Source organism: Bordetella flabilis, assembly GCF_001676725.1.
GTDB lineage: Bacteria > Pseudomonadota > Gammaproteobacteria > Burkholderiales > Burkholderiaceae_B > Bordetella_C > Bordetella_C flabilis.
Genome location: NZ_CP016172.1, coordinates 3633478 through 3646488, shown reverse-complemented (window position 1 = coordinate 3646488; position 13011 = coordinate 3633478). Strand labels below are relative to the sequence as shown.

Here is a 13011-nt window from a genome sequence, read left to right as displayed (position 1 = left end):
CCTGCGGCGATCCGCGGCCACTCACCTTCACTTCGGCCGTGGATCTCGCAGCCCCTGATCGGGCCGGCGCAGACGGCCCGCGCGTACATCCCCCACCGCAGCAGCCACCGCCCGCGCGACATTGCGTACCTCCTCGTGCAGCGCCTCGTCGGCGTCCAGTTCGTCATGGCTGGTGGCATACGGACGGTAATAGCCGATATAGCGGTCCAGCCGGGCGCTGGCGCCCGCGTCGATCAGGCCCATCCAGTCCAGCCAATCGCTCAAGGCCCGGCGCGTGCCTTCGATGCCCGCCACGTCGCCATGGACCACCAGGCCGTAGACCCGTCCGGCCAGGTGCTTGGGGTATGACCAGCCGGCCAGTTCGATTTCCTTCGCCTTCAACGCGTCCTTGCCGGACGTCGAGGAAGGGTCCGGATTGCCGCCGTCGGCGCAGACCAACCGGTCGATCATCAGTTTCAGCGGGCTGGGGGATTGGTACCAGTACACCGGCGTCAGCAGGATGACGCCATGCGCGCGCACCCAGCGTTCGTAGATTTCGTTCATGCAGTCGTTGACCTGCCCCAGCGAGTGGTTGGGGTAGCAACTGCACGGCCAGTGGCAGAGCGGCATGGCGGTGGACACGCAGCCCTTGCAAGGGTAGATGACGCGCTCGTATTCCGAGGTGAGCCGGCTCAGGTCGAGCACGTCCGTTTCGATTGCGGCCTGCGCCAATGCCTCGCGGGCGATCGCGGTCAGGCGCCAGGTCTTGGACATCTCACTCGGACAGGTGCCGTCGTTGCGGGAGGATCCGGCGATCAGCAGCACCCGCGCGGGGGTGGTTGCCTGTCCCTGCTGCCGTGCCGCTTCCCGCAGGCGCTCCGCCGCGGCCTTCCATTCGGTGGACAGGTCGTAGTCGGGGTCGGCATGGCCGGGGCCGGCTTTTACCGTTACAGGCGCCTTGCGGCTGTTGCGGTAGGCGTCCCAGGCGATGGCCTCCAGGCGGTCGAGCGCGGCGTCCTCGGCACGGAAGGCGGGATCGTAGAAGCGCCGCATGAAGCGTTCGCGGAAGGTGGCCCGCGATAGTTTCTCCTGGACCTGGCCTTTCCTGACTTGCGGTATCGATATGGGCATGGGCATGGACCGTTCGCGAACAAATGCGCGGGGGCCGCAAGCGCTGTGCCCATCCATGTCGGTTGCTGCATCGCAGCATAAAGCGCACAATACCTGGGATCCCGCGCGCCGTGCCGCGCCTCCAAGCACCCCGGCGATTTGTTTTGGAAGGCTCCGGAATGCACGAATCTCCCAGGTAAACCGATGCAAAGAAAGCTGTCCTCGCTGTTTTTCTCGACCGCCCGCAAAGTGGCGCGTCTGCAGCGGACGGCGTGGGGGCTGGGCATGCCATTTACGGGGCTGGGGGGCGGCGCCGCCAAGCCGGCCAAGCGCGCCAAGGCGAAGCCCGCGGCGCCGGCCATGGTGGCAGCGCGCCGCCGGGGGCTGGCCCCGGCCGCGCCGTACACGCCCGACCCCAGCGCTTTCGCGGGCACCTGGCGGGGCCATGTGTATCGGACACCGCCGCTGCCCGGCGCCTGGCCGGTACGGCTGTCATATTTCGTTTACACCCCACCCCGCTTGCCCAAGGGCAGCCCCATGCTGGTCATGCTGCATGGCTGCGAACAGGGCGCGCTCGATCTTGCGTGCGGCACGCGCATGCACCGCCTGGCGGACCGGGAGGGCTTTCTGCTGGTCTATCCCCAGCAATCGCAGCGGGGGCAGCGCCATCGCTGCTGGCATTGGTATCAGCCCGACCCGGCCCACGGTTATGCCGAGGCCGATGCCATCGCCGGTATCGTGCGCGAAACGGCGATCGATCACCAGGTCGATACCACGCGCATCTACATCGCCGGCCTGTCCGCCGGCGCCAGCATGGCGGCGCTGGTTGCCTTGCGTCATCCGGAATGGATCGCGGCGCTGGGCATGCATTCCGGCGCCGTGCTGGGCAGTGCGCAGAACGCCAGTGAAGGCCTGCGCGCCATGCGTTACGGCGCGGCGCGCGCGCCGGCGCAGGCCATGCCGTCGCTGGTCCCGCAAGACGTTGCCTTTCCCGGCTTGCCTGCCATCATCCTGCAGGGCGAACGCGACTCCGTGGTGGATCCGCGCAGCGGCACGCAGTTGATGGAACAACTGGCCTGGGTCAATGGCGTCCCGCTCGATCGCGCCGCGCCGGCGCAGCACTACGCCGTGGGTACGGTGCGCGCGTATTCGCGCACCGACCTGCCCGCCGGACGTTCCGCAATGGTCACGCTTTGCGAGATACCCGGCCTGGGTCATGCCTGGAGCGGCGGCGATGGCCGCATCCGTTTTCACAGCCGGCAGGGGCCGGACGCCTCCCTGTTGATGTGGCGCTTTTTCAAAACGCGCCGTCGTGAGCCGCCGGCAGGGGTCGATGACTGAATTCAGGCAAAATGGCGCCTGTCCCTCCCCGCGCCTTGCCCCATGTCCGATGTCATCGCCCTGATTTTCGATTTCGACGACACGCTTGCGCCCGACAGCACATCGGGCTTTCTGGCGAGCATGGGCGTGGATACGGCCGGTTTCTGGAAAGAGCAGGTCGACCCGTTGCTGTTCCAGCAGGACTGGGACCCGGTGCCCGCCTACCTTTATCGCATGATCGAGCTTTCGCGCGAAGGCCGCCACGGCCTCATTACGCGGGAACGGTTGCAGGAATGGGGCGCCCGGTTGCCCCTGCACGACGGCGTCGCCACGTTGTTTCCGCGCCTGCGCGCCGCCGTGCGGGAAGTGCAGCCGCAGGTGTCCCTGGAGTTCTACCTGATTTCCAGCGGTATCGGCGACGTCGTGCGCTCCACGCCGATCGCCCACGAGTTCACCGAGATCTGGGCGTCGGAATTCATCTATGGCGAGGACGGCGGCATCGTGTTTCCGCGCCGTATTGTCAGCTTCACGGACAAAACGCGCTATCTGTTCCACATTCAGAAAGGCATCATCGGCCGCGACTTCCGCAGCAAGCCGTTCGAGGTGAACCGCAAGATTCCCGAGGACCGTTTGCGCGTGCCTTTCGACCAGATGGTTTTCGTCGGCGACGGCTATACCGATATTCCGTGCTTTTCCCTGATCCGCAGCGCCGGCGGCTTCGCCTTCGGGGTGTGGGATCCGCGCCATCGCGACAAGCGCAGCAGGGCCTGGGGCTTCATCGAGGAAGGCCGGGTCTCCAACCTGAACCAGGCCCGTTACGACGAGAACGCGGAGCTTTACCAGTGGCTGGAGGAGGCGGTGACCAGCCTGGCGCACCGTATCGCGCTGAAGTCGCGGGTGTACCGTGGCTGAAGCGGCCGTGGCCCTCCCGGCGCCGGCACAGGCGCGCTTCGACGAAGCCATGATGCAGTTGGCGCTGGGACAGGCGCAGGCCGCGTGGGATGTCGGGGAAGTGCCCGTGGGCGCCGTTGTGGTCGACGCCGACGGACAGGTCATGGGGGCTGGCTACAACCGCACCATCATCGACGCCGATCCCACCGCGCACGCCGAGATCGTCGCCCTGCGCGCGGCCGCGCGGGCCTTGTCCAATTACCGCCTGCCGGGCCTGATGCTGTACGTGACGCTCGAGCCCTGCGTCATGTGCATGGGCGCGATGCTGCACGCGCGGCTGGCGCGGGTCTGCTATGGCGCGGCGGATCCGAAAACGGGTGCCTGCGGCAGCGTGCTGGACGTGGGCGCCATCGATCGACTGAATCACCATACTTCGTTTCATGGCGGCGTTCTGGCGGAACCCTGCGGCGACCTGCTGCGCCGGTTCTTCCGGGCACGCCGCGGCAAGGAAAGCCCACTATGAGCAGTACGCAGCACGGCATCTATCTGTTTTCCCCTTCGTCGGCGGTGCAGGATCCCGCTTTCCTGGAACGGGCGCAGCAGCGCTTGCAGGCCGAAGGCTTCAAGACCGTGATCGACCGGGGCGCCGCGCGTGCGCACCAGCGCTTCGCCGGCACGGACGAGCAGCGCCTGGCGGCACTGTCGCGGGCCCTGAAGCAGAAGCAGTCCATCGTCATGGCCACCCGCGGCGGCTATGGGCTGGGCCGCCTGCTGCCCATGATCGACTGGAAGGCGGTGGCCGATAGCGGCAAGCGTTTCGTCGGGCATAGCGATTTCACGGCCTTCAATCTTGCGCTGCTGGCGCGCACCGGGGCCATCAGCTATAGCGGCGCGACGGCGGTTGCCGATTTCGGCGGCAAACGGGTGGACGAACTGACCGCGGCCCTGTTCGGCGAACTGATGCGCGGGGAACTGGAGATACTGAGCTTCGAGACCCCGGATGCCGATCCGGTCGATTGCCGCGGGATCCTCTGGGGCGGCACCCTGGCAATGGTGGCGGCCCTGGTCGGCACGCCCTACATGCCGAAGATCAAGGGCGGGATCCTGTTCCTGGAAGACGTCGGCGAGCATCCCTACCGCGTCGAGCGCATGCTGACCCAGTTGTGGCAGGCCGGCATCCTGCAGAAGCAGAAGGCCATCCTGCTCGGCTACTTCTCCAATTACCGCCTGGCGCCGCACGACGCCGGCTTCGACATGCCGGCGGTGCTTGCCTGGCTGCGCAAGACAGTCAAGGTGCCCGTGCTGACCGGTTTGCCCTATGGCCACATCGCATCCAAGGCCACGCTGCCGGTGGGCAAGAAAGTCGGGGTGGCGACCGAACCCGGCATCGTCCACCTGGTGCTGGACGAGCACGACCATGACCATGATGCGCATCCGGACCGCGGTAACGGCGATCATGATGATGCGCTCGACGCCGGCCGTAACGGTGCTCATGGCGAGCGCCATGATGGCGAGGCCGTCCGCCCCCGACGCCGCGCCCGCGCGGCTTGAAGCGACGCCCCCGCAGTTCCGGCATGCGCGGTTGACCGCGGCGCTTCTGCCGGCGCACCATGGCGGCCACGGACGCGCCGCAATATCGCCGTGATATCCTGCTGTTGCTGAACGTGTTCAGCACGCATTCAGGACGCGGCTGCGCAGCGTCCTTCCCCCAGGAGCATGCATGCCTCATTCCACACCGCTCATTACGACGATTGTGGGCGGCTTGGTGTTGGCGTTCATTCTGGCCACCATCGCTGTCCGCCTGAAGCTGCCGCCGTTGATCGGCTACCTTTGCGCGGGCATCCTGTGCGGGCCGCATACGCCCGGATTTACCGCCGACAGCCATCTCGCCAATGAGCTGGCGGAACTCGGTGTCATCCTGCTGATGTTCGGCGTGGGCCTCCATTTTTCGATGAAGGATTTGCTGTCGGTCAAGAACATTGCCGTTCCGGGCGCCATCGTGCAGATCAGTGCGGCGACGATATTGGGACTGGGCCTTTCGCAGATGATGGGATGGAACATCGGCGCAGGGCTGTTGTTCGGCCTTGCTTTGTCGGTCGCCAGCACGGTGGTCCTGATCAAGGCCATGGAGGAACGGAACCTCGTCGACAGCAACGAAGGCCGGATCGCGGTGGGGTGGCTGATCGTCGAAGACCTCGCCATGGTCGCTGCGCTGGTGCTGATTCCCGCCTTGTCGGGCGCCTTGGGCGGTCGCCAGGCCGACGACGGCGGCACCTCGGTCTGGGTCGTGCTCGGCCTGACCATCGTCAAGGTCGCGGCCTTCGTCGCCGTCATGCTGGTCATTGGCCGGCGCGTGGTGCCATGGCTGCTCGAGCGCATCGTCTATACCGGCAATCGCGAGCTGTTCCGCCTCGCCGTGCTGGCCGTTGCGCTGGGTATCGCCTACGGCGCCACCGCGTTGTTCGGCGTGTCCTTTGCCCTGGGGGCGTTTTTCGCCGGCATGGTGATGGCCGAGTCGGAATTCAGCCAGCGGGCGGCGGACGAGTCGCTGCCCATGCGCGACGCGTTCTCAGTCCTGTTCTTCGTTTCGGTCGGCATGTTGTTCGACCCCCTGGTGTTGCTGCGCGACCCGTGGGGCGTGCTGGGCACCTTCCTCATCATTCTGGTCGGCAAATCCATCGCCGCGTATTTCATCGTGCGGGCCTTCCGCCATCCCAAGCTGACCGCCTTGACGATTTCCGTCAGCCTGGCGCAGATCGGGGAATTTTCATTCATCCTGGCAGGGCTGGGCGTGGCCCAGGAGATCCTTCCCAAGGCGGGACAGGACCTTGTGCTGGCCGGTTCCATCCTGTCCATCCTGGTCAATCCGCTGTTGTTCAATGCGCTGGACCGCTATCGCGCCCGCACCGAGACCGCGCGCATGCGGCCGGAAGAGCCCGACCCCGGCGTCTAGGGCGCCGGCGCCCGCGAAGCATGGCTGCCCGATGTGGGAACTGCCGTTGCGAAACCTGCGCGGCAAAATGCGTCGTGGGCTGAAACGGGCGCCCCAGGGCCTGGAGCCGGACTGCCATCCCCCTGTTCCGAACAGAACGCCTCCTAGCTTTTCACCCAGCCTATGTCGCCCGGTCCCAGCCGGCGCGCGGGCCACTCCGCCGCATGCCGTTCCATGACCGGCGCCGCCACGACGCCTTCCGGTACGTCCAGGCGCGACAAGGCAGGCTGGTCGATGGCGTCTTCCCCGCCGCTGCCGCTGCCCCGGCGCGCGGGCAGGTCGTGGACCAGCGATTTGGCGGCCGCGACGGCGTCCGGTGCGGTCATCATGAAGGTATCGACCAGCGCCGCGACGCGCATGTCCAGCGAGTCCGCCTCCGACAAGCCATGCACGAAACCGATGCGCCAGGCCTCGGCGGCGCTGAAGGTCTCCCCCGTCAGGAACCAGCGCGTGGCGTCGCGCGGCCGCATTGCCCGCAATACATAAGGCGCGATCGTCGCCGGAACCAGGCCGAGCCGCGTCTCCGGCAATGCAAAGGTGGCCTGCGAGGACGCGATGGCGATATCGCAGGCGGCGGCCAGCCCCATGCCCAGGCCCATGCAGGGGCCGTGCAGGCGGACAATGGTGGCCTTGGGACAGCGATAGACGGCTTCAAGCATGGCCGAACAGGCCAATGCATCGGCATGGTGCGCCGACTCGCCCATCTCGGTACTGCGGCGTATCCAGTTCTCGTCGGCGCCCACGCAGAAAGCGATACCGCGCGCGGCCAGCACAATGACGCGCACCTGGCTGTCCTGTCCCAGGGACTCGTAGGTCTCCGTGAGCTCGGTCACCATGAGCGGGTCCAGCGCGTTGCGCACATCCGGCCTGCAAAGCCACACCACGGCGGCCTGGGGCTTGTGTTCGACTTCCAGCGTATGCAGCATGATCTAGACCTTTTCTGGATGCCTGCCGGCCCCGCGCCGACGGCCCGGCCATGGCCGGGCGAGGGCGCTTGGACGGCTGGTTCGTGCCATGCCCGGCGTGGCGGCATCGCCGTCTCGCGCCTTGGCCCTCTGTCCGCATTACATCCCTGTTGCCCGCCCTTGACAATTGGCTGAAGGCGTGGATTAAGCCATATGGCGCAGTCCGGCCGCGGGATAGGGTCGCGTGGCGCGGCATGCGCTCAACCCATTGCCTATCTGACGGACCGACGCCGCAGGTCCGACAACGGCGTGCCGCGCCGCGCAGCGGTACACTACCGGGTTTGGCCTGGGCGCAACGCGCCCTTGTCGCGCACCCCGCGTTCCGGCCCCATTCTGCTTCTCTTCTGACTCCCCGTGATATCCACTGCCAATCTCACCATCCAGTTCGGTCCCAAGCCGCTATTCGAAAACGTCAGCGTCAAATTCGGCGAGGGCAACCGGTATGGACTGATCGGCGCCAACGGATCCGGCAAGTCGACCTTCATGAAGATCATCGGCGGCGACCTGGAACCGAGTTCAGGCAACGTGTCGCTGGAACCCGGCATGCGCCTGGGCAAGCTGCGCCAGGACCAGTTCGCGTTCGAGGACATCCGTATCCTCGACGTGGTGATGATGGGGCACACCGAAATGTGGGCCGCCATGTCGGAGCGCGACGCCATTTATGCGAATGCCGAGGCGTCGGAGGACGACTACATGCGCGCCGCCGACCTGGAAGCCAAGTTCGCGGAATTCGACGGCTATACCGCGGAAGCGCGCGCGGGCGAGCTGCTGCTGGGCCTGGGCATCGAGGTCGAGCAGCACAACCAGCCGATGCGGGAAATCGCGCCCGGCTGGAAACTGCGCGTGCTGCTGGCGCAGGCGCTGTTTTCCAGCCCCGACGTGCTGCTGCTGGACGAGCCCACCAACAACCTGGACATCAATACCATCCGGTGGCTTGAGGATATCCTCAACGGCTACCAGAGCACGATGATCATCATCAGCCACGACCGGCACTTCCTGAACCAGGTGTGCACGCACATGGCCGACCTGGATTATCGCGAGATCCGCATCTACCCCGGGAACTACGACGACTACATGCTGGCGTCGACCCAGGCGCGCGAACGCCTGACCTCCAGCAACGCCAAGGCCAAGGAGCGCATCGCCGAATTGCAGGATTTCGTGCGCCGGTTCTCGGCCAATAAGTCCAAGGCACGGCAGGCCACCTCACGATTGAAGCAGATCGACCGCATCAAGGCCGAGCAGGTCGAGGTAAAGCCGTCGTCCCGCCAGAATCCCTACATCCGTTTCGAGCAGAGCAAGGTCATGCATCGCCTGGCCGTGACGGTCGAGAAACTGCGCAAATCCTACGACGCGCCGGTGATCCGCGATTTTTCCGCGATGATCGATGCCGGCGAGAAAATCGCCATCGTCGGCGCGAACGGCGTGGGGAAAACCACGCTGCTGCGCATGCTGGCCGGCGATCTGGTGCCGGACGCCGGCACGATCCGGTGGTCGGACAATGCCGACCTGGGCTATATGGCCCAGGACGTTTCCGACCAGTTCCTGCAGACCGATATCAACCTGTTCGACTGGATGAGCCAGTATCGCCAGGCGGGCGACGACGACCAATCGATACGTTCAGTGCTGGGGCGCCTGCTGTTTTCCGCGGACGACCTGCCCAAGGCGCCCAAGGTCTTGTCGGGCGGCGAAAAGAACCGCATGACATTCGGCCGCCTGATGCTGGGCCGCCACAACGTCCTGCTGCTGGACGAGCCGACCAACCACCTGGACATGGAATCCATCGAATCGCTGCAGTTCGCGCTCGAAAAATACCAGGGCACCTTGTTCTTCGTGTCCCATGACCGGGAGTTCGTGTCGGGGCTGGCCACGCGCGTCATCGAAATTCTCCCGACCGGAGAAATCGTGGACCACCGCGGCGGATACGAGGATTACCTGTCTTCGCGCGGCATCGAGTCCTGAGGCAGCCGGCGCGGCGAGGGACGCGGCTCGGAGGCAGCGGCGGGGTCGCGACAGGGAAGGGGGGCCACCGGGCTCAGCGGCCGCCCGTCCCGGGATGTTGGATTTTTTGTGCAGTGCGCCCCCCTTCGCGGCCATGCGGTATCATTCGGGAAAACCCTAGGTAGCCCTCCACGCCCCGTGCATCGCTCCTGGGGGTTGCTCTCGTGATCGCCCTTATGTTGCCCCCCTCGACCGCTCCTTCCCGACGCCTTGGCGGCCCCGCCGTCACCCTGCAAGTCCTCTCCGTCGTCTTTTTTACCTTTCTGTGCTATCTGGTCATCGGTCTTCCCATGGCCGTGTTGCCGGGCTACGTCCACGACGGCCTGGGATACGGCTCCGTGCTCGCCGGCCTGGTGATCAGCGTGCAGTACCTTGCGACGCTCCTCAGCCGCTCGCATGCCGGCCGGATGGCCGATACCGTCGGGCCGAAGCAGACCGTCATGATCGGGCTGGTGGCGTGCGCGGCGAGCGGAGTGTTCCTGCTGCTGGCGCATGCGCTGGCGGACCGGCCTGCGCTGGGCCTGGCCGCGCTCATGGCGAGCCGGCTGGTGCTGGGCTTCGGCGAAAGCTGGGTGGGCACGGGCTGCATCACATGGGGAATCGGGCGGGTTGGATCGGTCCATACCGCCAAGGTCATTTCCTGGAACGGCATCAGCACCTATGGCGCCCTGGCCATCGGTGCGCCCCTGGGCGTGCAGTTGCAGGCTCACTGGGGTTTCGGTGCCGTGGGGGCCGCGGTGCTCGCCGCCGGCCTCCTGGGCCTCGCGCTGGCCGCGCCACGCGCCGGGGTGGCCGTCGTGGGCGGTGCGCGCATGGCGTTCACCCAGGTCGTGGCCCGGGTCCTGCCGCACGGCATGGCGTTGGGCCTGGCGTCGGTGGGTTTCGGCTCGATCGCCGCCTTCGTGACGCTCTACTACGCCGCTCATCATTGGGACGGCGCCGCACTGTCGTTGAGCGTGTTCGGCTGCTTCTTCATTGGCGCCCGGTTGCTGCTCGGTGGCACCATTCGCCGTTTCGGCGGCTTTCGCGTCGCCATCGGCTCCATCGCCGTCGAGATCCTGGGGCTGTTGCTGCTTTGGGTGGCGGTCTCGCCCTGGATGGCGCTGGCCGGTGCCGCCCTCGCGGGCTTCGGGTTCTCGCTGGTTTTCCCCTCGCTGGGCGTGGAGGCGGTGAACCGGGTGCCGGCCGGCAATCGTGGCGCCGCATTGGGCGCGTACTCGGCGTTCCTGGACCTGTCCCTGGGAATCACGGGACCGGTCGCGGGCCTTATCGTGGCCGGTTTTTCCTATCCGGCGATCTTCGTCTTCGCCGCCATGTCGGCTGCGGTCGCCATGGCGATTGCCCTGGCGCTACAGCGTTCGGCAAGTACGGCGGCAGGACTCGAGGCGCCGCGTCCCGTCGCCCAGCTTGCACCGCTTTCCAGCGCGCATGCCGTCCCGGCGGGTGGCGACTGACCGTGCCGAGCACGCTGGCCGCATCGCATGTGTACCGGGAGACGGTCAAGAAAAGCGTCTTCCTGGCCCAGGCCGGCCCGGCGGCCGATCCCCAGGCCGCGCTGGCCTTCATTGCCGCGCACAGCGACGCGGCCGCCACGCACAACTGCTGGGCCTACCGCATCGGGCAGGCCTACCGTTTCAGCGACGATGGGGAACCGGGAGGCACCGCCGGCCGCCCCATCCTGCAAGCCATCGAAGGCCAGGATTGCGACCGCGTCGCCGTCGTTGTCACGCGCTGGTACGGCGGCATCAACCTGGGCACCGGCGGACTGGTGCGCGCCTATGGCGGCACCGCGTCCAATTGCCTGCGGCTCGCGGCGCGCCTGGAAATCGTGGATGCAGTAATGGCGACCTGTACCTGCCCGTTCGGCGACCTGCAGCACCTGAAGGCCAGGCTGGCACAGGCCGGAGCCAGTATCGTGGAAGAAAGCTTCGGTGCCGCCGGCGCCACGCTGACGCTATCGATTCCCCGGCCGGCCGTGGACGGGTTGCGCGATTGGGTGGCGAATCTCAGCCGGGGACAGGCGCCTTTGCGAATAATGGACCCGCCCATGGGCGGGGACCGCTGAAGCGGACGGATCGCCCCAGGGCCTGCAAGGCGGAATCAGGCCTGATCGTCCGGCGCGCCCTGGTCTTGGGCGGCGGCGATTTCCTGGTGGACCTTGTCCATGTCCAGCTCCTTGACCTTGCCCAGCAGCTCGTTCAGTTGACCGGCGGACAGGGCGCCAGGTTGCGAAAACAGCAGCACCTGCTCACGGAAGACCATCAGCGTGGGAATGGAACGGATGCCCAATGCGCCCGCCAGTTCCTGTTCGACGTCGGTATTGACCTTCGCGAAGGTGACGTCCGGATGGTCTTCGGCCGCCTTTTCGAACACGGGCGCGAAGCCGCGGCACGGGCCGCACCAGGGGGCCCAGAAATCGACGATCAGCGTCCCGTCGGGTTGGATGGCTTCCTGGAAGGAATCCTTGGTGAGTTCGACGATGCTCATTCGATGCGTCCTTGCCGCGCATTGCGCGGCCAATGCGAGCCTGCGGGCTCTGGGTGGATGAGGCCGTGCCGGGTGGCAGGCTGCGGGTTCATGGTAACGCCTGCCTTGCACGGCTCCGTTTCATTGCGCAACGGCGCGATCCGGATGGTCCGGCGCGACGCTGTCCGATTGCTTGATGGCGGCCAGGATTTCATAGGACCGCAGGCGATCGTCGAGCTCGTAAAAGTCGGAAACGATCATCACCTCGTCGGCCTGTGTGCGTGCCACCAGCGCCTGCAATTCGCGCTTGACGGTTTCCGGGCTGCCGACAATGGCCGCGCCCAACTTCTGTTGCACGGCGGCCTTCTCCCAATCGTTCCAGACCGTCGACATGTCTTCGACCGGCGGCTGCAATTGCAAACGTCGGCCGCGGATCAGCGACAGGAATTTCTGTTCCTGGGTCGTGGCCTGGCGGCGCGCCGCTTCGTCCGTATCGGCTGCGATGACCGGCACGCCTATCATCGCGTACGGCTTGTCCAGGGTTTCGGAAGGCTTGAACAAATGCCGATACAGCTGCATGGCCGCCATGCCGTCCGGCGAAAAGTGGCCGGCGAAGGAAAAGGGCAGGCCGAGTTCGGCGGCCAGCCGCGCGCTGTAGTCGCTGGAGCCCAGCAGCCATATGGGAATATCCAGGCCTTCGCCCGGGATCGCCCGTACCGCCTGCGTGGGGTGCGCCGGGCGCAGGAAGGCGCGCAGCTCATCCAGCAATGCAGGAAATTCAAGGCCGCTGCGTGCATCGCGCCGCAGCGCGCGCTGCGTCAGGCCGTCGCTGCCGGGGGCGCGGCCCAGCCCCAGGTCGATGCGCCCGGGAAACAGCGTTTCCAGGGTGCCGAATTGTTCGGCGATGATCAGCGGCGCATGGTTGGGCAGCATGACGCCGCCGGACCCCACGCGGATAGTGCGTGTATGCGCGGCCACATGGCCGATCAATACCGCCGTCGCGCTGCTGGCGATGCCGTTGATATTGTGGTGTTCGGCCAGCCAGAAGCGCTTGTAGCCCAGGGCCTCCACATGCCTGGCCAGCGCCACGGTATTGCGAAAGGCGTCCGCGGCGGTGCGCCCCTGCGCGATGGGCGCAAGGTCGAGGACAGAGAATGGAATTTCTGAAAAAGGCTTCATGGCGTTCCTCACGCTTCATAGATGGGGCAGTGTATCGGCGATTTCAAGCGCGTACCCGAGCAACCTCGCCGGCGGTCGGGTTGTCCGCCATACGCCTCCCTATCTCGATGA

The 13011-nt window shown here is 66.4% G+C and carries 12 protein-coding genes; 8 read left to right on the top strand and 4 right to left on the bottom strand.

Annotated elements, in window-relative coordinates; all coding sequences use genetic code 11:
* Window positions 1–27 precede the first annotated feature (27 nt).
* Window positions 28–1116, bottom strand: a complete 1089-nt coding sequence (locus BAU07_RS15980) for a flavodoxin family protein (RefSeq protein ID WP_066659502.1) — start codon at window positions 1114–1116, stop codon at window positions 28–30.
* 177 nt (window positions 1117–1293) lie between these two features.
* Between BAU07_RS15980 and BAU07_RS15975 the strand changes: the two genes are divergently transcribed.
* The 5 genes from BAU07_RS15975 to BAU07_RS15955 all read left to right on the top strand — a co-directional run bounded on the left by BAU07_RS15975 (window position 1294) and on the right by BAU07_RS15955 (window position 6253).
* A complete protein-coding gene (locus tag BAU07_RS15975; RefSeq protein WP_066659500.1) occupies window positions 1294–2430 on the top strand; it encodes an extracellular catalytic domain type 1 short-chain-length polyhydroxyalkanoate depolymerase in 1137 nt (378 codons plus the stop codon).
* Between the two features lie 42 nt (window positions 2431–2472).
* A complete protein-coding gene (locus BAU07_RS15970; RefSeq protein ID WP_066659499.1) occupies window positions 2473–3321 on the top strand; it encodes a haloacid dehalogenase-like hydrolase in 849 nt (282 codons plus the stop codon).
* A 52-nt stretch (window positions 3322–3373) separates the two neighbouring features.
* Window positions 3374–3823 carry a tRNA adenosine(34) deaminase TadA gene (gene tadA / locus BAU07_RS15965; protein ID WP_066665481.1) on the top strand — a complete coding sequence of 150 codons (450 nt, stop codon included), beginning with the start codon at window positions 3374–3376 and terminating at the stop codon, window positions 3821–3823.
* Complete coding sequence (locus tag BAU07_RS15960; protein WP_084025811.1) at window positions 3820–4851, top strand: LD-carboxypeptidase; 1032 nt, start codon at window positions 3820–3822, stop codon at window positions 4849–4851. The genes tadA and BAU07_RS15960 overlap by 4 nt, the downstream gene beginning before the upstream one ends.
* 169 nt (window positions 4852–5020) lie before the next feature.
* Window positions 5021–6253, top strand: a complete 1233-nt coding sequence (locus tag BAU07_RS15955; RefSeq protein WP_084025809.1) for a cation:proton antiporter domain-containing protein — start codon at window positions 5021–5023, stop codon at window positions 6251–6253.
* A gap of 143 nt (window positions 6254–6396) precedes the next feature.
* On the opposite strand, the gene BAU07_RS15950 is transcribed toward BAU07_RS15955, so the two are convergent.
* The gene (locus BAU07_RS15950) at window positions 6397–7218 is read right to left on the bottom strand and encodes an enoyl-CoA hydratase-related protein (RefSeq protein ID WP_066659498.1); all 822 of its coding nucleotides are present in this window, start codon (window positions 7216–7218) and stop codon (window positions 6397–6399) included.
* A gap of 393 nt (window positions 7219–7611) precedes the next feature.
* On the opposite strand from BAU07_RS15950, the gene BAU07_RS15945 reads away from it, so the two are divergent.
* The 3 genes from BAU07_RS15945 to BAU07_RS15935 all read left to right on the top strand — a co-directional run bounded on the left by BAU07_RS15945 (window position 7612) and on the right by BAU07_RS15935 (window position 11320).
* Window positions 7612–9216 (top strand): ABC-F family ATPase, encoded by a 1605-nt coding sequence (locus BAU07_RS15945; RefSeq protein WP_066659497.1) that lies wholly within the window; start codon window positions 7612–7614, stop codon window positions 9214–9216.
* A gap of 215 nt (window positions 9217–9431) precedes the next feature.
* A complete protein-coding gene (locus BAU07_RS15940) occupies window positions 9432–10709 on the top strand; it encodes an MFS transporter (RefSeq protein WP_066659495.1) in 1278 nt (425 codons plus the stop codon).
* A gap of 2 nt (window positions 10710–10711) precedes the next feature.
* Window positions 10712–11320 (top strand): IMPACT family protein, encoded by a 609-nt coding sequence (locus BAU07_RS15935; protein WP_066659493.1) that lies wholly within the window; start codon window positions 10712–10714, stop codon window positions 11318–11320.
* A gap of 35 nt (window positions 11321–11355) precedes the next feature.
* Here BAU07_RS15935 and trxA read toward each other — a convergent pair whose 3' ends face one another.
* Together trxA and BAU07_RS15925 are read right to left on the bottom strand one after the other, a co-directional pair.
* Window positions 11356–11742 carry a thioredoxin gene (trxA, locus tag BAU07_RS15930; protein WP_066659491.1) on the bottom strand — a complete coding sequence of 129 codons (387 nt, stop codon included), beginning with the start codon at window positions 11740–11742 and terminating at the stop codon, window positions 11356–11358.
* Between the two features lie 120 nt (window positions 11743–11862).
* Window positions 11863–12900: an LLM class flavin-dependent oxidoreductase gene (locus BAU07_RS15925; RefSeq protein WP_066659489.1), complete on the bottom strand. Its 1038-nt coding sequence runs from the start codon at window positions 12898–12900 to the stop codon at window positions 11863–11865.
* Window positions 12901–13011 lie beyond the last annotated feature (111 nt).